Source organism: Solwaraspora sp. WMMA2101, from assembly GCF_049179175.1.
Taxonomy (GTDB): Bacteria; Actinomycetota; Actinomycetes; order Mycobacteriales; family Micromonosporaceae; genus Micromonospora_E.
This window is the reverse complement of sequence record NZ_JBMHMA010000006.1, coordinates 3,240,138-3,264,946: the sequence shown is the minus strand read 5'-3', so window position 1 is coordinate 3,264,946 and position 24,809 is coordinate 3,240,138. Positions and strand designations below refer to the sequence as shown.

The following is a 24,809-nucleotide window of genomic DNA, read 5'->3' as shown; positions in this document are numbered from 1 at the left end:
TCCATCAAGCATGGCGGCGCCTGCCCGCTGCATGATCGACCCGGTCCCGTCCGTCGGCCACCATCGGCCGACGGACGGGACACTTCCTCCGAAATCGATCGATGTAGCGGATAGCAGGGAGCAAGGCAGTGAGCCGGCTGTACGGCGATCCCACTCGGGCGCAACGCTCGATGGCAGCCACCCCGACCCCGACACCACCGACAGGTGTCCCACCGATGACCCTGGCCCGTGTGACGCTGGGCGGCGTCGTCGCGGTCAACCTGGTGATCCTCGAAATCGTCTTCTTCGCGTACGGCCAGGGTCAGCACCCGGTGTTGACCGTCGCGAAGTTCTTCGGCCTGCACGCGGCCATGATCATGATGGTCCAGCTGACGCTGGTCGCCCGGATCCCCTGGCTGGACCGGCGGCTCGGGATGGACCGGCTCACCGCCTGGCACCGCTGGCTCGGCTTCGGGCTGTTCTGGACCGTGATGCTGCACGCGGCGTTCGTCATCACCGGCTACGCCACCCTCTACGACATGGGGTTCGGCGAGACCTTCCTCAGCCTGGCCCGGGTGCCCGCCGCACTGCTCGGGATGATCGCCGCCGGCATCATGATCGTCGTGGTCGGGGTCTCCATCCGGTACGTCCGGCGACGGCTGCCGTACGAGACCTGGCACGCGCTGCACGTGCTGATCTACCTGGCGCTGCTGGCCGGGCTGGTGCACCAGTTCATCGAGGCGACCACCTTCTCCTCCGTCCTGGCCACCGGCTACTGGTGGACGTTGTGGACGCTGGTGCTCGGCTCACTCGTGATCAACCGGTTCGTCGTGCCGGTGTGGCGCAACGCGTACCACCGGTTCCGGGTCGCCGCCGTCGTGCCGGAGGCCGACAACGTCGTGTCGGTGCACGTCACCGGCCGGCACCTGGACCGGCTGCCGGCCCGCGCCGGGCAGTTCTGCATCTGGCGCTTCCCCGGCCACAACCGCTGGTGGCAGGCGAACCCGTTCTCGTTGTCGGCGGCCCCCGATGGCCGCTCGCTGCGGCTGACCGCCAAGGCGGCCGGCGCGACCAGCGCCGGGCTGCGGCAGCTGAAGGTCGGCAACCGGGTCTTCATCGAAGGGCCGTACGGCGCCTTCACCAACCTGCACCGCAAGCGGGACAAGACGCTGCTGGTCGCCGGCGGTGTCGGGATCACCCCGATCCGCGCGTTGCTGGAGGAGTCGGGTGGGCAGACCGTGGTCCTCTACCGGGCGGCCAAGGAGACCGACGCGGTCCTGCTCGGTGAACTGCAGGGGCTGGCCGCCACGCGGGGCGCCCAGGTGCACCTGCTGACCGGCCGCACCGGTGCCGGTACGCCACCGAACCGGCCGTTCGACCCGGCGAACCTGCACGCGCTGGTGCCGGACATCACCGAACGTGAGGTGTTCGTCTGCGGGCCGCCGGCCCTGACCGCCGCCGTGGTCGACAGCGTACGGACCATCGGTGTGCCGAACGCGCAGATCCACGCCGAACGGTTCGGTCTCGGCTGAGTGGTTCCGTCTCGGCCCCTGCGGTGCGGTCTCGGCTGAGCGGTGCGGTCTCGGCTGAGTGACAGCTCAGTTGTTCGACGGGGGTCCTGGTCCTGGTCCGGGGAGGACGAACGAGGTGGGTGGCAGCGCGATCGTGGTCGGTGCCGGCATCGCCGGCCTGGTCACCGCCCGGGTGCTCAGTGAGCACGTCGACCAGGTGACGGTCCTGGAACGGGACCGGCTGCCCGACGCGGCCCTCCCGCGTCGGGGTGCGCCGCAGGGTCGACACGGCCATCTCGTGCCGGCGGCCGGCCAGCGCCTGCTCGAGGCACAGTTTCCCGGGCTGGCCCGGCGACTGGCCGACGCCGGTGCCGTCGCGGTGCCCGCCACCGAGCTGATGTGGCACCACGACAGCACCGAGCTGGCGTGGCACCGCGACGGCACCGACCTGGCGTGGCGCCACGACGGCACCGACCGCCCGCTCGGGCCGGACCCGGCGCCGGACCTCCTGTCAGCGAGCGGGCCGGTGCCGGTCGTCCTGTCGGCGAGCCAGCCGTTGCTGGAGATGGTCGTCCGCCACCACCTGCTGCGGCTGCGCCGCAACGTCCGCGTCGTCGACGCCACGGCGGTGGACGGTCCCGTCATCACCGACGACCGGGTGACGGGGGTCCGGGTGGACGGGGCCGCCCACCACGCCGACCTGGTCGTCGCCTGCACCGGGCGCAACACCCACTTCTTCGACCAGCTGGCCAGGCACGGATTCCCCACCCCGGAGATCTCGGCCGTGCCGGTCGACGTGACGTACGCCTCGCAGTTGGTCCGCCGCCGCCCGGGTGACCTCGACGGCGCGCTCGCCGTGGTGACCGGGGACCCGGTGCCGGGTGGCCGGATCGGCCTCATGCTGCCGTTGGAGGGTGACCGGTGGATGGTCACCCTCGGCTCCTGGCAGGGCGAGATGCCGCCGAGCGACCCGGCCGCGTACGAATCGTTCGCCCGCCGCCTGGCGTCGCCCGCGATCGCCGACGTCCTCGCCCGCGCCGAGCCACTCGGTCCGGTGCTGACCCACCGGACCCCGACCGACCAGCGCCGGTACGCCGAACGACTGGACCGCACCCCGGCCGGATTCCTGGCCCTGGGCGACGCCGTCCACAGCGGCAACCCGATCCACATGTACGGGGTGACGGCCGTGGCGGCGCAGGCGCGTGCCCTGGATCAGGCACTGCGCCGGCACCGCCCGGCCGCACCGGAACTGCCCCGGGACTTCTACCGCCGGGCGGGCCGGGCGATCGACGTACGGTGGCGGACCGCCACCGGCGGGTCGGTGTCCGCGTCGACCGACCCGGGTGGGTCGGTGTCCGCGTCGACCGACCCGGACACCGCCCGGGTCGGTCAGTAGATCGTCACGTCGTACGCGTCGACTGCCTCACGGACCGGCTGGTAGAAGGTCGTGCCGCCGGTCCGGCAGTTGCCACTGCCGCCCGAGGTGAGGCCCAGCGCGGTCGATCCGGAGTAGAGCGGGCCGCCGGAGTCGCCCGGCTCGGCGCACACATCGGTCCGGATCAGGCCTCGGACGACCCCACTGCCCAGGTAACGGACCCGGGCGTTGAGCGCGGTGACCGTACCGCTGTGGGTGCCGGTCGTCGAACCGGTACGGGTGACCGACTGCCCGACGAAGGCGTCGCCGACGGTGAAGCCACCCGGGTGGCTCTGCGCCGGGTTGTCGTACCGGACCAGGCCGTAGTCGTCGCCGGGGAAGCTGTAGTCGACGGTCGGGCCGATCAGGCTGGTCAGCGCGGAGTTGCTGTACCAGGTGTCGATCACCTCACCGCAGTGCCCGGCGGTGAGGAAGTAGTAGGTGCTGCCGCTGACCACGTTGAAACCGAGCGAGCAGCGTCCGCCGCTGCCGTAGATCGGGTCGCCGGAGGAGACCAGCCGGGTGAACACCCCGGAGGTGCGTTCCAGCTTGATGGCACCGGCCTTGCCGCGGGCGGCCAGCCGGATCTTGGTGATCTCGGCGCGGGAGACGCTGCTGTCGGCGGTGACCACGACCCGACCGGTGGCGCTGTCGACGTGCCAGGCGATGCCTTCGACGCCGGAGGCTTCCACCAGGTCACTGACCTGGGCGAGTTCGCTGGCGGTGTAGACCGTCGGGGCGGCGACCCCGGCGGACGGCAGGGTGAGCGTACCGGCGGTGACGATGCCGACGACGACGGCGAGCAGCCGCGTCGACCGGCTCGGGATGCTGCGGATCCGCACTGTTCCCTCCTGAATGGGACTGGAGATCTCGGACCTACTGGATATTGACAGTTTTGTTGTCCGTTGATGTTGATGCAAGCGCTAACACGTCAACATTACTTAGACAATGACCAATTGGAAAAACCATTCTGGCAATTGTCTGGCGAGGTGGGGTCGCGTGCCGGTCAGGATGCCGGTTGGTCCGACCCGGCATGTGCGGCGCGAATCATCAGCAGCTGGCCGATTTCGGCGACGTTCTTCATCAGCTCCGCGTTGACCCAGCCGACCAGGTGGGCGAGGCTGAGCCCGGCGTCGGCGGGCCACGGGTAGGCGACGGCCCGGTCGAGGTCGGCGTCGGTCAGCCGGTCGAGCGCCGCCGTCCAGTCCGAACGCAGCTCGCGCAGCCAGCGCACGGTCGGCTCGCCGATGCCCGGCCAGTGGATCTCCGTACGGTCGTGTGGTGGTCGCCCCTCGACGTGGTCGATCGCGACGGTCCACCACCAGCCGATGTGCCAACTGAGCCAGGCGATCGTCGGCACCGGTACGGATCCGGCTCGGTCTCGGCCCAGTCCGGCACCCAGCCGCCGTCGTCGGACGGCCGCATCGTCCAGCACACCGGTGCCGGCTCGGCAAGGAAGTCGTCGGTCCGTAGCCGTTCCAGGTGGTACTCGAACAGCGACCAGGTCAGTTCGAACTGCCAGCTGAGCAGAGTGGCGCGGGCGGACGGCATCGGGCGATCATGCCAGCTCCGACCCGATCGGGCGTACCCGATTATGCGGATGGTGCGACGTCACTTTATGAGCCGTCGACCAGTGGAGCCCATGAAGATCGGACGCAACCGGGCAACCCGTCCGGGTCGTCCGACCCGTGGCCGACGAGTTACTGACATTGACCATCTCCGGCTTGCGCCCGGACATCACAATCCATTGTGGATCTTGTTACCTTTTCGAAGTCGGCATCAATCGAAGTATCTGAATCATGATGGTGCCGCACCCGTTCTTCGTCGAGAGGATCACGGATGTCCCGTCCTGCCCGCCTGACCCGGCGCGCCCTCGTCGCCGCCGTCACCGGCGCCCTCGTCGCCACCCTCACGCCCGGCACCCCGGTCTCGGCCGCCGACCGACCCTTCACCTACCAGGTGACCCCCGGCTCCGCGCAGTGGCGCGCGCTCGGCAGCCACCAGGAGATGGTCGACGCCGTACAGATGCCGGCCAAGACCGCCGCCGTCCTGCGGACCCCGCTGCTCGTCGACGCCGTCCTGGCGTACCCGCTGCTGCCCGACGCCCTGGCCTTCAACAGCGTCCAACACGGCTTCGAGACCGTCACCGCCCGCTTCACCGGACTACAGGAACTGCTCCGCCGCCCCGACGCCGGCCAGGAACTGCTCACGCGCTACCGGACCCTGAACGTCGCGGCCCGCGGCGGTGAGTCCCTCGCCGACGCCGGCGACCGGGCGCTGGCCGTGTGGAAACTGGAGACCGTCCTCGCCCAGCCGCAGGTGCTCGCCACCCTCACCGCCGCGCAGTCCGAGGAGTTGCTGCGGCTCGGCCTCGCCGTACACCGGGCCAAGCAGACCGACGCCACGACGTACGGCCAGGCCGGCCTGGAACCGACCGCGGTGCTGCTCGGTCGCGCGCTCGCCACCCGGGAGAGCTGGGACTGGTCCCGCTCGGAGCTGCTGCGCGAAGCTGTGCAGCTGCGGCCGGGCGCGGTGGAAACCACCGTCGCGGCCGTACGGGCGCACCTGGCCGACCCCAGCGTCGCCCACCCGGTCAGCGACGACGTCGGGACGCTGGACTACGCCAGCACCGCCTACACCCCCAACGGCTCGGCCGTCTCGGTGATCACCATGACGTCCGAGCTGACCAGCGCCCAGATCAGCAGCTACAACAGCTACGTGGCGACCAACTATCCGTCGGCGTCGCGGGAACGCAACGCCTCGCGCAAGTACAACTGCCACTCGTACGCCTGGTACAGCACCTCCAGCGCGAACGACCGGTGGATGAACACCCCCGGCGACGACCAGTACTGGCTGGACGGCAGCTACACCCGTTGGCGAATTCCGTACCGGTGGTTTCCCAGCATGAAGCTGTCGTACGCCAGCGACGACCACTCCGGCATCTGGGCGGGCGAGTCCGGCGAGTACGTACGGTCCAAATGGGGCCAGCTCGGCCTGATGTACCACTACTGGACCTACTCCCCGTACAACAGCTCCACCACCAACTCGTACTTCCGGCTCTGATCCACGGTCGGCCCGACTGACCCTGACGAAACGGCGACGTGCCTGGCGGGAGTTCCATCCCGCCAGGCACCTCGTGCGTCCGGTGGCCTACCTGCCAGCTGCGGCTACTCGTAGCGCAGCGAGTCGACCGGGTCAGCCCGGGCCGCCCGCGACGCCGGCAGCGTGCCGGCCAGGAACGCGATCGCCATCACCAGGCCGATGATCGCCGCGATGGAGACCGGCTCGAAGGCGATCAGCGTGAGCCCCGGCAGGTCCGCGAGGAAACTGCCGGCCAGTGCGCTGCTGATCGCGGTGCCCGCCGCGACCGCCAGCACCGCGCCGATGGCGCTGCCGAGGAAGCCGATGAACGTGGCCTCCAGGCTGAACAGGCCGAACACCTTGCCCGAGCCCATGCCCATCGCCTTCATCAGGCCGATCTCACGGGTCCGCTCCTGCACCGACATGAACAGGGTGTTGACGATCCCGAAGCTCGCCGCCAGCAGCGCGATCACCGCGAAGGCGTTCAGCACCCAGACGATGCCGTCGATGACGGTACGGAACGCGCCGAGCTGATCGGCGACCGTGCTCCCGGTGTAGCCGGCGTCGGCCAGCCGGTCCTTCAGTGCGCTGATCTGCTCGTCGGTCGCGGCCGGGTCGAACCAGACGGCCGCCTGGGCGTACCGCTGCGCCTCGGCGGCCGGGACACCGGTGTTCTGCGCGTCGAACAGCGCATCGGTCAACGCGTCGTTGGGCACGACGCCGCCCCCGGTCGCCAGGGTCTCCTCGGCCACCCCGACGATCGTCGCCTCGATCACCTGCTGCGTGCGCTGCGCGTCGGTCACCGCGATCGAGACGGTCTGCCCGACCGCCGCAGCGTCGTCAGCGAAGCCGAGCGGTTCGACGTACGACGTCGGGAGCGCGAGCTGCGACTGCGACGAGGCGTTGTCCGGCTCCGACCCGGCGGCCAGCGGGGTCCGCTGCCCGGCGACCAGGCCGCCCACGTCCACTACGTACCGCGTACCGTCGCCGACCTGGATGTAGTCGGCGCTGATCGACCGGGTCGCCTGTACGTCGAGGACACCGTCGATGTCGGCCAGGGTGTCCAGGTCGGCCGGGGTGAGCGCGACGACCGTCTGCTGACCGGGCGGACCGTCCTGCCCGCTCGACACCGTGTCCGGGTCGTACTCGGCCGGCCCGGCGTCGGCGGAACCGAACCCGTCGTCGGCGTCCGGGGTCTTGACGACCGACATGACGTCGGACGCGCCGATCGCCGTCACCGTGTCGTCGATGTACGCGTTGATGCCGGTGCCCAGCCCGCTGGTCAACGTCAAGGTGAACGCGCCGATGAAGATCGCCAGGATCGTCAGCAGCGTACGGGTCTTGGACCGGAAAGTGTTCGCGGTGGCCGAGCCGACCAGATCGGAGATCTTCATGCCGGCACCGCCGCCAGGTCGTCGACCAGCTGGCCGTCCCGGACCAGGATGCGGCGGTCGCAGCGCGACGCGAGCTCCTCGTCGTGGGTGACGACGATCAGGGTGATGCCGTTCTGCCGGTTGAGGCCGAAGAGAATGTCCTCCACCACGGCGCCGGTGGCGGAATCGAGGTTACCGGTGGGCTCGTCGGCGAAAATGATCCGCGGATTGTTCACCAGCGCCCGCGCGATCACCACCCGTTGCTTCTGTCCGCCGGAGAGATTCGCCGCCTTGTTCTTCGCCTTGTCGGCCAGCTCCAACTGTTCCAGGGCGGCCATGCCGCGCCGCCTACGCTCGGCCCGCCCGACGCCGGCGATCTTCAGCGGCAGCATGACGTTGTCGAGGACCGAGGTGTTCGGGGTGAGGAAGAACTGCTGGAAGACGAACCCGAACGTCTTGTTCCGGGTCTGGTTGAGGCGGCTGCCCCGCAGCGTACGGGTATCGACCCCGCCCAGCGTGATCGTGCCCGACGTCGGGGCGTCCAGCAGCGCGAGAATGTGCATCAGGGTCGACTTGCCGGATCCGCTCTTACCGAGGATCGCAACACTCTCGCCGTCATGAATGTCGAAGTTGACTCCCTTCAGCGCGTCGAAACTGTTCGCGCCCCGACCGTACGTCTTCCGTACGTCGACAGCCGAGATGACAGGGCTTTCCATCGGACTCCTCGTATTCGCCGACCAGGCCGAATTCCGGCTGGTGTCTCCATCGTCGTCGGCGGCACGGTCCGCCGCGTCACTCTGTGGCGGGCATTCGCGTACCGCGTTCGCGGTACGGGGGAATACCGCGCCAGGTGGACCTGCCTGGTCACGGCGGCCGGCAGACTGGGGCCATGACGACCACTGCGGCCGTGCCGGCGGACCCGAGGTACGGCCGTCCGCGCGTACCGCCGTGGGTCGGTGACCTGGCCGCTGCGGTGATCATCGTCGCGACGGCGCTCGCCCCGTTCAAGGTCCCCGAGCACGAGGCGGCCGGACCCGTCACCATCGCCCTGGCGATCGTCCCGGCCGTGCTGCTGCCGCTGCGGCGGCGCTGGCCGCTGCCGGTGCTCGCCGGCTGTATCGCGATCTACGGACTCGTCGCGGCCACCGGGGCGCTGGAGCCGGGCGTGGTGCTCGCCGTGTCGATCGCCATGTTCGGGGCGGCGAACCGCACGGACCGGCGGACCACGCTCACCGCAGCCTGCGCCGCCGTCGTCGCGACGACCCTGCTCAACCTCCTGACGGCGATCGGGAGTGTGTTCGATCCCCGGGCGTTCCAGGTCACCGTCCTGGTCGCGTTCGCCGCTGCCGCCGGCGACGGCCACCGCTCCCGGCGGGAATACCTGCGCGCCATCATCGAACGCGCCGAACGCGCCGAACAGACCCGCGAATCGGAGGCCCGCAGACGGGTCACCGAGGAACGGCTGCGGATCGCCCGTGACCTGCACGACGTCGTCGCCCACCAGATCTCCGTGATCAGCCTCAACGCCGGGGTGGCGTCGTCGGCGCTGCAGACCCGCCCGGACCGGGCCCAGCAGGCCCTCGGTGCCATCCGTGGCGCCTCCCGGACCGTGCTCACCGAGATCGGCGACCTGCTGCGGGTCCTGCGTACGGAGGACGACGACCCCACCAACGGGGCGGCGACCGCCCCGCAGCCCGGTCTGCACCGGCTCGACCAGCTGGTCGCCGGCTTCACCGGGGCGGGACTCCACGTGTCGCTGCGGACCGATGGGGACCTGGCGGCGGTCAGCGGCGCGGTGGACGTGGTCGCCTACCGGGTGATCCAGGAAGGTCTCACCAACGCCCATAAGCATGGTGCCGGGCATCGCGCGCATGTCCAGGTCGAGGTCGACCCTGACCGGATCCACGTGATGGTCACGAATCCGGTGTCCGGCCGGTCGGCCGACGACCGGTCCGAGGTGCCCAGCAGCGGGCACGGACTGGTCGGCCTGCGGGAACGGGTCGCCTCGGTCCGTGGCGTCGTCGAAACCGGCCTGTCCCCGGGCGGCTACCGGCTCGCCGCCACCCTGCCGCTACCCAAGGAGGAACCCCGGTGACCACTGTGCTCGTCGTCGACGACCAGGCACTGATCAGGCAGGCCGTGACAGCGATCCTGACCGACGACGGCCGGATCAGCGTCGTCGGCGAAGCGGTCAACGGTACGCAGGCTGTCGCGCTCGCGGGCTCGCTGCGCCCCGACGTCGTACTGATGGACATCCGGATGCCGGAGCTCGACGGCATCGGCGCGACGGCGGCCATCTGCGCCGATCCGGCGCTGGCCGGGACCCGGGTGCTGATCCTCACCACCTTCGAGGAGGACGAGTACCTGGTGGCGGCGCTGCGGGCCGGCGCGAGCGGCTTCATCGGCAAAGGGTCCGAGCCGGAGGATCTCGTCCGGGCGGTACGCGCGGTGCACGCCGGCGACGCGCTGCTGTCACCCGCCGCGACCCGCAGCCTCATCGAGAGGTACGTGCTGCCGGCCCCGCCGACGGCCACGGTGGGCGGCTTGCCTGTGGTCCCTGAGACCGTCGGGCAGCTGACCGACCGGGAACGCGAGGTGCTGCTGCTGGTCGCACGCGGCCGGTCGAACCAGGAGATCGCCCAGGATCTCGTCATCTCGCCGCACACGGCGAAGACCCACGTCAACCGCATCATGACCAAGCTGTACGCGCACGACCGCGCCCAGCTGGTGATCCTCGCGTACGAGAGCGGCCTGCTTACCCCCGGCCTGACCTGAGTGCCGAGGCGTCTGTCGGAGATCTTGCACCGTGCTGCCCGGGTCCGCCTTGTGGTCCGTGGACTGGCCCGCCTACCGTATCGATATGTCCCGATCATTGTTGTTGATGGGGCGGGGGTGCCTGCCGAGCGGGGTACGGGCCGCCATGGTCGTGGCGGCCGGCACGGCGCTGTCGTTGCTCGCGGTCGCTCCGGTGCGGGCCGCCGACATGGTCCCCCAGGCCTGCCCGATCGAGGAGACCTACGAGGTCTGGTCGCCACAGAAGGTCTGGATCTCCACCGACACCGCGAGCGACTGGCAGACCGGTCCCGGGTCCATCGACTTCACCGGTAGCGGCACGATCGACATCTCGGTCACCACGTCGGCGAGCTTTTCGGTCTCGGCCGGTGCGCTCGTCGCGTCGGCTGAGACCACCTTCGGTGTCGACCTCACCGTCGGGTCGAGCCACACGACCAGCTGGAGCCACTCGATCCCGCTGTCGTCGGGGGTGACGTCCCGCCTGGTACGGACGAAAGAAGGCCGGCTGTTCGGCTTCAGGAAGCATCGGCTCAACACCAACTGCACGGTGACCACGTCGGCTGACGCGGTGGCGTACGCCCCACTCGCGTCACACAGTTCGAACTACTACTGCTGGAAGCGGGACGACTACCCGGCGACGGCCTGGTGGTATCCGAACCCGCAGGGCGGGTGTTAACAAGGGGTGACGTGGGGAGACATGGGAAGGCTGCCTACCGCCCTGGGTCTCGCTGTGGTCCTGGCGTTCGGCGTCGCCGGGTGCACCGGCGGCTCGGACGGCCCGGATAGCGGGGCGCCCAGGCAGTCGTCGTCCGCAGGCCTGGCCGACGACGATCATCGGGGTGTCGCCCTCGAATCGGCCGGGCGCGGCAGCCAGCACAGCTCACAGCTGGAGGTCAGCCAGAGCCGCTACGACGGCCTGGTCGTCTTCCGGAACGTGACAAGCTCTCCGGTCCAGCTGATCTCCGTTGAGATGGCGACCAGCGACTCGGCGGTCGTCAGCGTGGACTCCGTCGGCCTGGTGGCGCTGGCGCCGGACCAACCCGACGGCGTCGGCTTCACCGACCGGTTCCCGCCCGTGTTCGCACCTGGTCTGACCGCCGTCGACCCGGCTTCGGTCGAGCTCCTGCCGAGCGATCCCAGCCAAGAACGCTACTCGGCCGTATTCAAGATCACGGCCGTCCGGCCCGGCCTGTGGGAGGCCCCACCCGTCACGGTGACCTACCGGTCGACCGGGGGCGTTCGCTCGATCGACTTCCCGCACCGGCTCTCCGTCTGCGTCGATCCCGCCTCGACGGCCGAGTGTTGAGGCGGGCTCGACGGACCCGTCAGCTACCGGCGGACGAGGACGACGGTTTCGTCGACGAGCTGGGCGCGGGTCGCCTGGTAGCCACCGGCCGCGATCGCCTTGCTCAGCGAGTTCGACTGCGAGTACCAGTACCCCGAGCCGGCGCGGGCAGACGGTGCCAGCGGACCCCCGATGACGGTCTCCAGTTCGTCGAAGGTGACCGGCAGCGATTCGGCGTCCTGCTCACGTAGCCAGTCGGTCAGCGGTTTGTACTTGCTGGTCAGGGCGACGGAGTGGCCGGGGGTCGACTCATCCTCGGTCTCGTCGACCTTCTCGGCCGGCAGCTTGTCCTTCTCGGCCGTGGCCAGGGGGGCGACGGCGGCGACGGCGGCCGGTGCCGGCCAGATCTTGAGGATCCGCTCGATGAACTCGGCGGTGCGCTGGCGGATCTGCTCGACGTCCCAGCCGTGCGGTGCGGTCAGCAGGATGTCGGCGTTGATCTTCAACGTCGTGTGCTTCTGCAGCTCGGTCAGCTTGCCGGTGGGGGCGGCGCCGACCGACTGGGCCTGTTCGTCGGTCCACGGCCGGTTGGACATGGACGGGTTCAGCTTGTTGTTGACCAGGGTCAGGTTGCCGATGGTGTGCAGCAGCTTGTCCCGCTCAGCGGCCAACTCCTCGGTGAGTCCGGCGGTCCAGTACGTTTGCCACTTCTGTGGCAGCAGGTGCTCGATGGTGAGATTGCGGGGGCAGTGCGGCTGCTCGCTCTTGGGGGTACGCCGGTGCTCCTCGACGGCCTCCAGGACCATGCGCAGCCGGGCCCGCAGCAGCGTCCGGTAGACCGGCGCGGTGGTCAGTGCCTCGCGTACCTGGGCGTCGGTGGGCCAGAACCGGGAGTCGGCCCGCTGTCCGGCGAGGAAGGTCTCGGTGACGTCGCCGGCGGTCGCCGGGCCGGTCTCGTCGAGTCTGCGCAGCAGATCGAGCGTCAGCCGGTTGATGTCCTTGCTGGTGAGCCGGCACAGCGCCCGGCGTACCAGCCAGCTTTCCAGCGCGGCGAGGGCCTTGTCCCGCTGGGCGGCGGGCAGCTCCTGGTCGGTCCAGCGCAGCAGCCACAGCAGGACCGGGGTGACCACCGCCGAGTCCATCGCCTGCAGCACCCGGTAGCGGAACCTGCCGACAGCCGAGTCGGCCGGCCACTTGTCCAGGGCCGCGTAGTTCGCGGCGTCGCGGGACAGATCGGCGAGCAGCGCCGGCAGATCGAGCTGAACCGGTGCCGGCAGGTGCTCCTTGAAGGACAGGTAGAGACGGTCGGCCGGCACCTCCTTGATTGTCCGGGTGATCAGCCAGTGGTGGAGGAAGATGTCGATCCGGGGCACGTACTGCCGGCCACGGGCGACGCGCAGCCGCCAGTGGTCGGTGTCCAACTGCTCCCAGTGCTTGCGGTACAGGCTGGCCACGTCGAGCTGCTGTGCCTGCGCGATCTGGAAGACCAGGTTCTTGATCAGGTCGGCGGCGAGCAGCGGCATACCCCGGCTGTTGAGACTCTCGAAGATCACCTGGGCGTTGTCGCCCGGCTCCAGCTGGATCACCACCAGCTTCAAGTGGTCGCGCAGCGCCTGGGCCAGCGCCTGAAGTCGGGCAGCGGCCTTGTCCGGGTCACCGGTGACCTCGGCCCACTCGGCGATCGCCCGGACGAAGAAGTCGTGGCCGCGCACCAGCGCTGAGCCGGCCAGCTCCGCGTCGGGCGTGCCGTCGCCGTCCATCGCGGCCCGGAAGGCGTCCTGGTCGCGGTCGGTCGGCCAGACCTTGTACGCCTCCGACGGGTGCTGCAGGATCTCGGGCTGGTTGCGGACCAGGACCTGCAGCGCCTGTGCGTGCAGAGCGCTGCCGTGCTGTGCGGCGACCCGCTGTGCCGCGTTCAGCATCAGCTGCAGGGTGGTCAACCGCTGCTGGCCATCGATGACCTGGCGTATCGTGACGTAGCCGGATGAGCCGGCCGGCTGGTCGAGCACGATCGCGCCGAGAAAGTGCGGGGCGACCGGTAGGTTGCCGTATCCGGCCGGTGTAGTCAGCACGTCCTCCGCCACCCTGGCGACGTCCTCCCACAAGGGAACCCATTGGTCCTGCTCGTTCCACACGTACGGCCGCTGGAACAGTGGCACGACGTGCCGGACCTGGTGACCGAAGATCGCGGTCGGGGTGAGGGTGTGTGCCTGCATGTCGGGTGCCTCGCGAGGGGTCGTGGGCGGTCATGGGGGTGGTCGCTGGGTGGTCGGTGGTGGTCAGTGGGCGGGCCGGGCGTCGAGGAACGGGCTGGGCGCACCGGCGTAGGAGACATAGAGCGAGTCCCGGGCGCGGGTGCAGGCGACGAAGAGCAGGCAGCGTTCCCGTTGCAGGTCGTGCCGGTGCGCGGTGGGGTCGTCGTCGGCTGCGGTGATCGTCGATCGGGCCGGCATGGTGTCGGCGTCGACGCCGATCGCCGCGACGCAGCGGAACTCGAGCCCTTTCATCGCGTGCATGGTGCCGACCCGTACCGCGTTGGTCTTGCTGGCAGTGGGGGTGCTGACCGGGATGCCGGCGGTGCCGAGCCGGTCGCGGGCGGCGCGGGCCAGGTGGCCGTTGCGTGCGGCGACGGCGATCGCGTGCGGTTCGACTCCGTCGTCGATCCAGCGGCGTACCTGGTCGACGAGCTGGTCGTGCTCGGCGTCGCGGTCGGGGTGCCCGGCGATCCGGGGCCGCCGGCCGTGCATCGGCGAGCGGTAGCCGGTCAAGTTGTCCGGCTGGTCGTCGAGTCCGGTCGGGTCGACTCCGGTGAGCAGCCGTACCGACCAGGCGAGGATCTCCTGGGTGGTGCGGTAGTTGATGGTCAGTTTCCGGCTGCGCCCCCGGATCCCGACGCCGAGGCTGCCCAGCGACACGTGGTTGTCGTAGATGCGCTGGTGCGGGTCGGCGACGATGAACAGGTCGTCGGGGCCGGCGGCGACGGCGGCCCGCAACAGCCGCCACTGCGCCGGGTGCAGGTCCTGGCCTTCGTCGACGATGACGTACCGGTACGGGCGGTCCGGCCGTTCGGCGAGGATCGTCGCCGCCTGGTCGGCCAGCTGCAGGTGGGTGTGCTGGTCCTGTTGCCGCAGCGCGTCGGTGACCTGCCGGATCGCTTCCCAGACGGCGAGCCGCTGGTCGGCGCGCAGCGGTGCGCCCCGGCCGTGCCGGCGGGCGGCGAGGTAGCCGGCCGGCTCGGTGATGCCCTGGGCGAGGATCACTTGCTCCCATTCGCGTTGCAGGAAGGCGGCGCTGTGCTGCCCGCCGGTGGCGGCCTGTTCCCACAGCGGCCGGGTGACGGTCCTGGCGTCGGCGATGGCCGGTTGGCGGCCGAGGGTTTCGGCGACGATCCGGTAGGCGAGCCGGTCGACGTTCAGCACGTCGATCCGGTCCCGTACCGACGCATCGTCGGTGAGCAGGCCGAGTTGCCGGTCGAGGGCGTCGGCGAGGTTGCGGGTGAAGGTGGTCAGCAGCAACCGGTCCGGGCCGTCGGCCGTCCGGGCGGCGAGGAACACCGCCCGGTGCAGGGCGGTCACTGTCTTGCCGGTGCCGGCACCGCCGGTGACCAGCGCCGGTCCGGCGTACGACGGCCGGTGGGCGATCTCCCGTTGGGTCGGGTGCAGGAAGACCCGCCAGGCGTCGAACGGGTGGGCGAGGATGCTGGCCAGTTCGGCGGGTCCGGAGACCAGGTGGAAGCGGTCCGGGGTGCGGGCGGCGGCGGCGGTCAGGTCGTCCGGGTCGACCGGCTCGGCGGGGGCGCTGGTCGGCAGGTGTGCGCTGACCTCGTCCCAGACCTGTTCCGGGGTGTATCCGGCGGCGAGGCCGGTGAGTGCGTCGTACTGGGCGGTGGGTAGCAGGTTCGCCAGGGCTTCCAGGTGCGCGTCGGTGGTGAGCAGCCGGACCAGGGGGAGGATGTCGGCGTCGACGCCGAGCCGGATCAGGTCGGCGTCGTTGACCCGGCTGAACAGCAGGCTCGGGTTGGCCTTGGCGGCCTGTTGCAGGGCTGGCTCGATGCTGTCGAGGGCCTGTTGGTTGCGGACCTCGAGGACGCCGAGGGCCTGGTTGACGGTGAACCGCCGGCTGCTGGCGTATTCGATGGCGTCGTCGTGGGGCAGGACGGTGAGCAGCAGGAATTCGTCGCCGCTGGTCGGGGCGAGTACGACGCCCCGGTAGAACTGGGTGATCCGGATGGTGCGGATGCGGGAGTCCTTGGCGTTGGCGAGTTTCTCCAGGTGGATGCCGGCGTGGGTGTGTGCCGCGAACTTGTCGATCACGGCGGAAACCGATTTCTGGACGGGTTTCTGCAGCTTGGCGTAGTCGGCCAGGAAGTCCTTGGCGATTCCGAGCTTGGCCACTGTCGTAACCCCTGTCGACTGTGTAGACAGATTGCACTAACCTGCACGCCTGCGTTCGCGAAGAGCCCATGTTACGCAGCGGCCCGGGGCTCAGGAAACGACGAAAGGTGCAGAGTGGAGGCACGTACGTATGGAATGGGCCGTTCGGACACTTCGCACCAAACTATCGACGATGGTCAGCGTGGTGGATCTGCTGTCCCAACCCTGACGGACCAGCCGGCCGTGCCCGCCGAAGGTCAACTGGTAACGGTACGAAACCGCAGGTGGGTGGCGGCGCAGGTGCATCGCGGCGAGGTCGCCAGCGCCGATCCGCACGTGTTCACCGGGCAGGCACCGCACCTGGTACGGCTGGTCAGCGTCGAGGACGATGCCCGCGACGAGGAGTTGCGGGTGGTCTGGGAGTTGGAGCCCGGTCGGGCGGTGCACGACTCCACCGTCCTGCCCGGTCCGGGTGACGGGTTCGACGACCCGGCCCAACTGGACGCATTCCTCGACGCGGTCCGTTGGGGTGCGATTGCCTCGGCCGACCGTACGGCGTTGCAGGCCCCGTTCCGTTCCGGCGTGGAGATCGAGGATTACCAGCTCGACCCGGTGGTGCGGGCGCTGTCCATGCCGCGGACCAATCTATTGATCGCTGATGATGTCGGACTGGGTAAGACAATTGAATCCGGCCTGGTCATGCAGGAGTTGATGTTGCGGCACCGGGCCCGGACGATGGTGATCGTCTGCCCGGCCGGGCTGACCCGGCAGTGGCGCGACGAAATGCGCGACAAGTTCGGCCTCGAATTCCGCATCGTCGATAGCGCACTGCTGCGTGACCTGCGACGCAGCCGTGGTTTGTACGCGAATCCGTGGACTCACTACCCCCGGTTGATCGTCAGCGTCGACTGGCTCAAACGCGACCGCCCGCTGCGGCTGCTCCGCGAGGTGCTGCCGGTCACCCCCCGCTACCCGCGCGCCATCGATTTGCTGGTCGTCGACGAGATCCACACCTGCGCGCCCGCCGGCCGGGGCCGCTACGCCACCGACTCCCAGCGGACGAAGGCGATCCGGACCCTCGCCCCGCACTGCGAGCACCGGCTGTTCCTGTCCGCGACCCCGCACAACGGCTACCTGGAGTCCTTCACCGCGCTGCTGGAGCTGCTCGACGACCAGCGCTTCGCCCGAGGCGTGAAACCGACCGACGAGCAGCTGGCCCGGGTGATGGTCCGCCGGCTCAAGAGCGAACTGCCGCCCAAGTGGGACGGCAGCCCACGGTTCCCGGTGCGCCGCCTCGACTACCTGCAGGTCGACTACCCGGCCGCCGAACGGCACGCCCACGCGCTGCTGTCCCGCTACGCCGCCAGCCGCCGCGACGCCGCCGCCGACCGGGCCGGGCAACTCGCCGCCGACTTCGTCACCACGCTGCTGAAACGGCGGCTCTTCTCGTCACCGAAGGCGTTCGCCGAAACCGTCGACACCCACCTCGCGACGATGTCCGCGCGCGCCCCGAGCGGGTCCGGCGACACCACCCCGGTACGTGAAAAAGCCGACAAGGTGCTCCGGCCGGTGATCGACCGCCTCGACGAGACCGCCGAGGACGACCAGGCGTACGGCGAGGTCGAAGCCGACGCCCTGACCGCCGTACGCCGCTGGGCGCCGCCGCTGTCCACCGAGGAGAAGGCGCTGCTCACCGAGCTGCGGACCTGGGCCCGGTCGGCGCAGCACCAGCCGGACGCCAAGTTCACCGCGCTGCGCGCCTGGCTGGACCCGATCGTGCGGCCGGGCGGCGACTGGTCCGACGAACGGGTCATCATTTTCACCGAGTACCGCGACACCCAGCGCTGGCTGCACGAACGGCTGATCACCGCCGGCTTCCCGGCGGAACGGATCGCGCTGCTGTTCGGCGGCCAGGACCCGCAGGACCGCGAACACGTCAAGAACGTCTTCACCGAGGACCCGGCCCTGGACCCGGTACGGGTGCTGCTGGCCACCGACGCCGCCAGCGAAGGCATCAACCTGCAGCGCCACTGCCACCGGCTGCTGCACTGGGAGATCCCGTGGAATCCCAACCGGCTGGAGCAGCGCAACGGCCGCATCGACCGGCACGGTCAACGGGCCGCCGAGGTGCAGGTGCTGCACTTCGTCCCGGCCGGCTGGCAGCACGCCGACTACACCGACGGGTCCCTTGAGGACGAGCTGGCGTTCCTGCGGCTGGCTGTGGAGAAGGTCGAGGCGATCCGCACCGACCTGGGCAGCGCCGGTGAGGTCATCGCCACCCAGGTCGAGCAGAAGATGACCGGCAAGCGCACGGACTGGCGGGCCACCGACGCCGAGATCGGCCGGCGGGCCAGCCGTGCCCGGCTACGGTACGAGCGTGACCTGGCCCGTGAACTGCAGCGGCTCACCGAGAAGCTGCATGCCAGCCGTACCCAGCTGAACCTGACCCCGGCCACGGTGGAGCGGGTGGTCCGCACGGCGCTGCGGCTGGCGCACCGCCGCGACCTGATCGCGGCCCCGACCCCGGCGGACGCCACCGGCACCTGGTTCCGGCTGCCGGAGCTGCCCGGCGCGTGGGCGACGGCCCGCACCGACGGGCTGCTGCATCCGGTCACCGGCCGGGAAAGGCCGGTCACGTTCGACCCGGACGCCGCGAAGGGCCGCACCGACGTGGTGCTGCTGCACCTCGGGCACCGGCTGGTCGGCATGTGCCTGCGGCTGCTGCGCGCCGAACTGTGGTCACGGACCGGCGGCGGGTCCAGCGGCAGCACCTCCGGTGCCGGCACCGGCCCCGACGCGGGCACCGGGAAGCGGCTGCACCGGGTCACCGCCCGGATCGTCCCCGGCGAGCTGCTGCGCAGCCCGGCGCTGATCGCCCACGGCCGGGTGGTGATCACCGGCGCGGAAGGCACCCGACTGCACGAGGAGATCATCACCGCGGGCGGGCCGATCGTCGCCGGCAAACTGACCCGCGCCCGCCAGGAGGAGCTGGACGCGCTACTCGCCGCCGCCACCGACGAGACACCGGCGGAGCCGATGCTGGGCCAGCTCGTCGAGCTGTGGCCGACGCTGTCCGAGCCGCTCAGCCGGGCTCTCGCCGTCCGCGCCGACCAGCGCAAACGCAGCCTGTACAGCCTGCTGGAGCAGCGCTGCGCCGAGGAGGTCACCGCGATCGGGGCGGTGCTCGACGAGCTGGCGGCCAACATCCGGGCCCGCCTCGACGACACGCCGTCCTGGGAACAGCCGTCGCTGTTCGAGCTGGAACGCGAACAACTGCACGCCGACCGGGACGCCCTGCGGAACCGGCTGCGCGACATCCCGGCGCAGCGGCAGCGGGAGACCGACGCGCTGCGCCGCCGCTACGCCGACCCGACCGCCCGCTGGTTCCCCGCCGCCGTCACCTGCCTGGTGCCCGCTTCCCTCGCCCGAGGTGCCCGCTGATGCCGTCCACCCGAAGCACCGCCACCGCAGTCACTGCCGGCCGTCGCCCGTACCGGCCGGCTCCGCAACGTGCCGACGAACAGCACGCCGAATGGCTCGGCCTGCTCGGCCCGGACGGGCCGTTCCTGACCGTGCCGGTGCTGACCGTCGCCCTGCCCGACGGCCTGGACACCGTGCCCGACGAGGTCCGCCAGCGAATCCGCCAAGGCTGGGGTGAGATCCTCGACGCCCCGCCGGACCTGCTCGCCCCGGCCTGGGTGGAGCTGATCCTGACCGAGCTGCTGCGCTACCCGGCCAGCGCCCGTGGCGACGGCACCGCGCTGCCGTCGGAGATCCTCGCCGGCGCCGACCGGCGTCGCCGTCGACCCGACTGGATCATGTACGGGCCGGAGCCCGGCGGCGGCCGGGCCGCCCGGCTGCACGTCTACCACCTGCCGGCTGACACGCCGCTGACCAGGCCCGACGGCGACCGGCCGGCACCCACCGAGCAGGCCGCGCAGCTGTGCCGCGACACCCGTACCCCGGTTGCGCTGCTCACCAACGGCCAGCACTGGGCGCTGGTGCACGCCCGCCCCGGCACCGCCACCGGGGTCGCCGTCTTCGACGCCGACCTGTGGCTGGAGGAGCCGCTGCTGCTGCGGGCGTTCGCCACCCTGCTGGCGGCGACCCGGGTGCTGGCACCGGCGGCCAACCCGGACGGCACCGCGTCGACCAGCCTCGCCGGGTTGTTCGTCCGCAGCGCCGACGCCCTCACCCAGGTCACCACCACCCTCGGTGACCAGGTCCGCCGGGCGGTGGAGCTGTTCGTCGGCGAGCTGGCCCGGCTGGACCGCGAATCCGGCGGGGAACTGCTGCGCGACGTCGCCGACCGGGAGATCTACCGGGGCGCGTTGACGGTGCTGATGCGGCTGGTCTTCCTGCTGTACGCCGAGGAGCAGCGGCTGCTGCCACTCGGTGACCCGCTCTACCAGGAGGCGTACGCGGCGACCACGCTGCACGCCCAGCTGAGCCTGGCGCGGGACCTGTACAGCGAGGAGGTGACCGACCGGCGGGCGGCGGCCTGGCCCCGGCTGCTGGCCCTGTTCGCGGCGGTGCACGGCGGCTGCACCCACCCGGACCTGATGATCCCGGCGCACGGCGGGTCGCTGTTCGACCCGGCCCGGTTCGGCTGGCTGCACCGGGCGGCGGTCACCGACCGGGTGATCCTGGAGATCCTGGACGCGCTGCTGGTGCTGCGCCACCGGGGCAAGGCCGCCGAGCAGCTCAGCTACTCCAGCCTCGGGGTGGAGCAGATCGGCCACGTCTACGAAGGACTGCTCGACTTCTCCTGCCTGCGGGTGGATCAGCCGCACGTCGGGCTGGTCGGCAAACTGGAGCCGGAGCTGCCGCTGACCGAGCTGGTCGAGCAGGCCGCGCTCGGTGAGCCGGAGTTCCGCGGCTGGCTGGTGAAACGCTGCGGCCTGACCGCCGGTCAGGTGGGCAGGGCGCTGGCCCGCACGCCCCGGCCGGACGAGGTGGCGGCGCTGCACGCCGCCTGCGACAACGACGCCGACCTGGCTGAGCGGGCCCGCCCGTACTGGGGGCTGCTCCGCACCGACCTGCGCGGCCTGCCGACGATCTTCCCGGCCGGGTCGGTGCTGTTCACCCAGGTCGGCGACCGACGGGCCACCGGCACCCACTACACGCCGAAGGAGCTGGCCGAGGAGGTCGTCCGGCACACCCTGGCACCGCTGTGTTTCGCGCCCGGCCCGGCGCAGGGCGTCGCCGAGGAAGGCGTGTGGCGGGCGAAGAGCGCGGAGGAGCTGCTGCAGCTGAAGGTGCTGGACCCGGCGATGGGCTCCGGCGCGTTCCTGGTGGCCGCCTGCCGCTACCTGGCCGAGGTGGTGGTGCGGGCCTGGCAGCGCGACAAGCTGCCGGCTGAGCTGGCCGACCTGCCCGCCGACGGGCGCACCGAGGAGGAGCTGCGGCTGGTGGCCCGCCGGATGGTCGCCGCCCGCTGCCTGTACGGGGTGGACCGCGACGACATGGCCGTCGAGTTGGCGAAGCTGTCGCTGTGGCTGGTCACCCTGGCCAAGGGGCGACCGTTCGGCTTCCTCGACCATGCGCTGCGCTGCGGTGACTCGCTGGTCGGCATCACCTCGCTGGACCAGCTGACCGCCTTCCACCTGGACCCGGAGCAGGGGCGATCCTTGCACGCCCGGCTCTACGGCTCGGTCACCGACCGGCTGCACGAACTGGTCGCCGAGATGACCGAGCTGCGGGAGCAGATCGAGGCGAGCGTGGTGCAGGACACCCGAGACGCCGCCGACAAGGCGGCGAAGCTGGGCCTGATCGAGCAGATGGGGCACGGGCTGCGGCTGGCCGCCGACGCCGTCGTGGGCGCGGCGCTGTCCACCGCCGTACGGGCACAGCGCCGCCCGTGGGATTCGGACGACGACCCCGACGACGACCCGGAGTACAGGTACGACGACCGGCTGTCGGCGATCAGCGACCAGGTGTACGCGGTGCTGCACGACCACGCGTCGACGGAGCAGACCCGGCAGTTGACCGACACGATCAGCGGCTGGCTGCGCGGCAGCCGTCCCGCCCCGATCCGCCCCCTGCACTGGCCGCTGGAGTTCCCCGAAGTCATCAACCGCGCCGGCTTCGACGCCGTCATCGCCAACCCACCGTTCGTGGGCGGGCAGCGGCTAACCGGATCGATCGGTGTCGACCTGCGCGAATATCTGGTGGAGCGGGTCGGCCGGGGTCGACGTGGCAGCGCCGACCTGTGCTCGTACTTCCTGCTGCGCAAACTGGCGGTGACCGGGAAGGGCCGGGTCGGGCTGATCGCCACGAACACGATCGCCCAGGGCGACACCCGCGAGGTCGGCCTGGACCAGGCGATCGACATGGGTTGGACAATCTATCGGGCGAACAAGTCGCAGCCGTGGCCGGGCACCGCCTCGCTGGAGGTGTCGCTGCTCTGGGTGGGGCACGCCGGCAGCGGTGAGGAGCGCATCCTCGACGGCCGCAAGGTGCGGGGCATCACTCCGTCGCTCGACGCCGAGTCCCGAGTGACCGGCAACCCGCACCGCCTCGCCGCCAACGCCGGCCAGTCGTTCATCGGCTCGTACGTCCTCGGTACCGGATTCCTGCTGGAGCCGGAACAGGCACAGACGCTGATCGCCAAGGATCCACGTAACAAGGACGTGCTCTTCCCCTACCTCAACGGTGAAGACCTGAACACCAGCCCGGACTGCTCGGCAAGCCGCTGGGTCATCAACTTCCACGAGTGGCCCATCGAACGCGCCCAGCAATACCCAGACTGCTTCGCCATCGTCGAACGCGAAGTCAAACCTGAGCGTGAGCGCAACAAGTACAGTGCTAGTGCTCGCAATCGCTGGTGGCAGTACGAGCGCCGTCGCCCCGAACTGTACAAGGCCATCGAAGGACTCGACCGCGTCCTCGCCATCGCACGTGTCAGTCGGACGGGACGTCCTGCGCTGGTCGCCACGGATCAAGTTCTAAACGAGAAGATTGTCGTATTCGCATCCGATCGTCCGGGTCTGCTGACCCTTTTGAGTTCGGATATTCATGTGGAGTGGGCCTGGAGATACTCGGCCACGCTTAAGTCGGACCTGCAATACACGCCTTCCGACTGCTTCGAGACTTATCCGCAGCCGGAGTTGACGGGCCGGATGGATCGGGTGGGCGAGGAGTTGGACTCGTACCGGCGGTCGGTGATGTTGGGGCGGGGGTTGGGGCTGACCAAGCTCTACAACCTGTTCCACGACGAAGGGGTGACCAGCGCGGACATCAGGCGGTTGCGGGAAATTCACGTCGAGATCGACAAGGCGGTTGCCGAGGCGTACGGCTGGTCGGACCTGCGGCTCAACCACGGCTTCCACGAGACCCGGCAGGGCACCCGCTACACGATCGACCCGGCGGTGCAGGTCGAGATCCTTGACCTTCTGCTGGAGCTCAACCACCAGCGCTACGCCGAAGAAGTCCGCAAGGGCCTGCACTCCGGCGCACGGCGCACCCCGCGCAAATCAACCAAGGCTGTCCCGCGACCCCGCAAGGCAGCGGAATCCGAGTCGCTACCCCCTGCCTTCGACGACGCCCTGTTCCCCCGCCCCGACGCCCTGTTCTGATCTGTTTGGGGATAATTTGGGCGACCGGTAGTAATGGGCACCCGGAGGATTTTAGACGGCGATTCGGAGGCTTCGGTTGGGTGCAAGCAAGTGGGCGTTCCTTGTGGTGTGGGTTGCGGCCCCTGCTGCCCTGGGCATGCTTTCCTGGTGGTTCAGGCAGGAGTTGGTCGATCTATTAGGGATCAATCCTCGCAGGATGGCGGACAGTCTAGGCCGTTCTGTAGGGTTCCTGCGAGATGTTTCTGTGAACGTACTAGCGAACTTGATTGCTGCCGCAGTTATCTACCTATTCGCGACACTTGCAGGCCTTCTTCCTCCTCGGTGGGATCTGGTTGCAGTCTCGTTGATGTTGATAACACTATTTGTGACGGCAACTCTTGGGGTTGCTGCTAGGTTTGCGAGTGGGCGGTTCGCGCCCATTTTTGGTGGCTTGTTTTGTATTTTTTCTGGCATTTCCATTTCTGTTGCGACCTTCTTCTTCGAAGATTCTCTTTGGAGATCTGTTCTTGGTTCGATGTCCGCGTGGATTTTCTTTGCTGCAAGCATTTTTTTCTTTCGGATCAGAAGTGTTATTTATGGCAGGAGGCCCGACTCTGTCGACTGATCTTGTTGCAGTGATTTCTGAGTTGGTCTAGCCCTGCGCCCTGTGATCATGCGAGAAATTCTCGCCGAACTCACCACTTTGTGCTTTGGTTGTGTCTCCCGTTTCCGTGTAGGTCAAAGTGCAGTATTATGAGCGCGACGGTTGCGCTGTATTGCGACGACATCTGCCTGATCGGTGGTGGAAGATGCATGAGATCCTCGGTTGTGACACCGGTGAACTGCTGACGCTCGATGACTACTGGTCTGACTTCTACGAGCACTTCTGGCGGATAGAGTCGGTCGGCTTTTGGAAGCTGGAGCGGCAGCAGTTCTTCAAGGAGCCCGGCAACAAGAGCTGGAAGGCCTTCGTCGACGGTCGGTGGGATGAGTCGCTTCGGCTGATTGACGAGCAGCGCGACGACTTCGCCGACTACTACGGCCGGATCGCGCGACAAGGCTTCGTCAACCGGCGGGTGCGAGTCGTCGAGAAGCCGATCATCCCGTACCTGCAATGGGAGCTGCACCTGCTCCGGCTCCGTCACGAGTACGGCGGCCTGACCAACGTCGTCGGTCCGGAGCAGGTCGCTCCGTACGAGAACGGGGGTCCGCTGCCGGAGATCTACACGCTCGGTCTCGACGTGATGTACGAGGCGGTCTACGACGACACGGGTGTGCTCGCCGCCGCCCGTCGCTTCACCGATCCGGGCCTGATCGCCCGGTGTCAGCAACTCATCGAAGGGTTGTACCGGAAAGGTGAGTCGCTGGACACGTTTTTCGATCGCGAAGTGGCAACACTGGACCCGCCCACTGGCACAGCGAAGCTACCTGGGTGAGACCGGGT

17 protein-coding genes are annotated in these 24,809 nt (G+C 69.6%); 11 read left to right on the top strand and 6 right to left on the bottom strand.

Going from position 1 to position 24,809, the window contains the following annotated elements:
• Positions 1-215: 215 nt before the first annotated feature.
• Positions 216-1,511, top strand: a complete 1,296-nt coding sequence (locus tag ACN28F_RS15630; protein WP_421358411.1) for a ferric reductase-like transmembrane domain-containing protein — start codon at positions 216-218, stop codon at positions 1,509-1,511.
• Between the two features lie 115 nt (positions 1,512-1,626).
• The gene (locus ACN28F_RS15625; protein WP_421358409.1) at positions 1,627-2,886 is read left to right on the top strand and encodes an FAD-dependent oxidoreductase; all 1,260 of its coding nucleotides are present in this window, start codon (positions 1,627-1,629) and stop codon (positions 2,884-2,886) included.
• Here ACN28F_RS15625 and ACN28F_RS15620 read toward each other — a convergent pair.
• On the bottom strand, positions 2,880-3,746 hold the full coding sequence (locus tag ACN28F_RS15620; protein WP_289208687.1) for a S1 family peptidase: 867 nt from the start codon (positions 3,744-3,746) through the stop codon (positions 2,880-2,882). The two genes, ACN28F_RS15625 and ACN28F_RS15620, sit on opposite strands and share 7 nt — an antisense overlap.
• A gap of 164 nt (positions 3,747-3,910) precedes the next feature.
• A complete protein-coding gene (locus ACN28F_RS15615; RefSeq protein ID WP_421358407.1) occupies positions 3,911-4,339 on the bottom strand; it encodes a DinB family protein in 429 nt (142 codons plus the stop codon).
• A 404-nt stretch (positions 4,340-4,743) separates the two neighbouring features.
• Between ACN28F_RS15615 and ACN28F_RS15610 the strand changes: the two genes are divergently transcribed.
• On the top strand, positions 4,744-5,967 hold the full coding sequence (locus ACN28F_RS15610) for a hypothetical protein (protein WP_421358405.1): 1,224 nt from the start codon (positions 4,744-4,746) through the stop codon (positions 5,965-5,967).
• Between the two features lie 104 nt (positions 5,968-6,071).
• On the opposite strand, the gene ACN28F_RS15605 is transcribed toward ACN28F_RS15610, so the two are convergent.
• Positions 6,072-7,379 (bottom strand): ABC transporter permease, encoded by a 1,308-nt coding sequence (locus ACN28F_RS15605; protein WP_421358403.1) that lies wholly within the window; start codon positions 7,377-7,379, stop codon positions 6,072-6,074.
• Positions 7,376-8,074, bottom strand: coding sequence for an ABC transporter ATP-binding protein (locus tag ACN28F_RS15600; RefSeq protein ID WP_421358401.1), 699 nt, complete (start codon positions 8,072-8,074; stop codon positions 7,376-7,378). Before ACN28F_RS15600 ends, ACN28F_RS15605 begins: the two co-directional genes overlap by 4 nt.
• Positions 8,075-8,247: 173 nt before the next feature.
• On the opposite strand from ACN28F_RS15600, the gene ACN28F_RS15595 reads away from it, so the two are divergent.
• The 4 genes from ACN28F_RS15595 to ACN28F_RS15580 all read left to right on the top strand — a co-directional run bounded on the left by ACN28F_RS15595 (position 8,248) and on the right by ACN28F_RS15580 (position 11,457).
• Entirely contained in the window at positions 8,248-9,453 is a 1,206-nt protein-coding gene (locus ACN28F_RS15595; protein ID WP_421358399.1) for a sensor histidine kinase, read from the top strand.
• Positions 9,450-10,133 (top strand): response regulator, encoded by a 684-nt coding sequence (locus tag ACN28F_RS15590; protein ID WP_289208681.1) that lies wholly within the window; start codon positions 9,450-9,452, stop codon positions 10,131-10,133. Before ACN28F_RS15595 ends, ACN28F_RS15590 begins: the two co-directional genes overlap by 4 nt.
• A gap of 85 nt (positions 10,134-10,218) precedes the next feature.
• Positions 10,219-10,827: a hypothetical protein gene (locus ACN28F_RS15585; RefSeq protein ID WP_281552476.1), complete on the top strand. Its 609-nt coding sequence runs from the start codon at positions 10,219-10,221 to the stop codon at positions 10,825-10,827.
• Between the two features lie 21 nt (positions 10,828-10,848).
• Entirely contained in the window at positions 10,849-11,457 is a 609-nt protein-coding gene (locus ACN28F_RS15580; protein ID WP_421358397.1) for a hypothetical protein, read from the top strand.
• 23 nt (positions 11,458-11,480) lie between these two features.
• Here the strand turns inward: ACN28F_RS15580 and ACN28F_RS15575 are convergent, their stop codons facing one another.
• Together ACN28F_RS15575 and ACN28F_RS15570 are read right to left on the bottom strand one after the other, a co-directional pair.
• Positions 11,481-13,652: a DUF262 domain-containing protein gene (locus ACN28F_RS15575; RefSeq protein ID WP_421358395.1), complete on the bottom strand. Its 2,172-nt coding sequence runs from the start codon at positions 13,650-13,652 to the stop codon at positions 11,481-11,483.
• A gap of 63 nt (positions 13,653-13,715) precedes the next feature.
• Positions 13,716-15,830: a UvrD-helicase domain-containing protein gene (locus tag ACN28F_RS15570; protein ID WP_421358394.1), complete on the bottom strand. Its 2,115-nt coding sequence runs from the start codon at positions 15,828-15,830 to the stop codon at positions 13,716-13,718.
• Between the two features lie 135 nt (positions 15,831-15,965).
• On the opposite strand from ACN28F_RS15570, the gene drmD reads away from it, so the two are divergent.
• The 4 genes from drmD to ACN28F_RS15550 all read left to right on the top strand — a co-directional run bounded on the left by drmD (position 15,966) and on the right by ACN28F_RS15550 (position 24,801).
• Entirely contained in the window at positions 15,966-19,250 is a 3,285-nt protein-coding gene (drmD, locus tag ACN28F_RS15565) for a DISARM system SNF2-like helicase DrmD (protein WP_421361408.1), read from the top strand.
• Positions 19,250-23,386: an Eco57I restriction-modification methylase domain-containing protein gene (locus tag ACN28F_RS15560; protein ID WP_421358392.1), complete on the top strand. Its 4,137-nt coding sequence runs from the start codon at positions 19,250-19,252 to the stop codon at positions 23,384-23,386. The genes drmD and ACN28F_RS15560 overlap by 1 nt, the downstream gene beginning before the upstream one ends.
• A 76-nt stretch (positions 23,387-23,462) precedes the next feature.
• Positions 23,463-23,990, top strand: a complete 528-nt coding sequence (locus tag ACN28F_RS15555) for a hypothetical protein (RefSeq protein WP_421358390.1) — start codon at positions 23,463-23,465, stop codon at positions 23,988-23,990.
• A 184-nt stretch (positions 23,991-24,174) separates the two neighbouring features.
• Positions 24,175-24,801, top strand: coding sequence for a DUF6879 family protein (locus ACN28F_RS15550; protein ID WP_421358388.1), 627 nt, complete (start codon positions 24,175-24,177; stop codon positions 24,799-24,801).
• Positions 24,802-24,809: the final 8 nt, after the last annotated feature.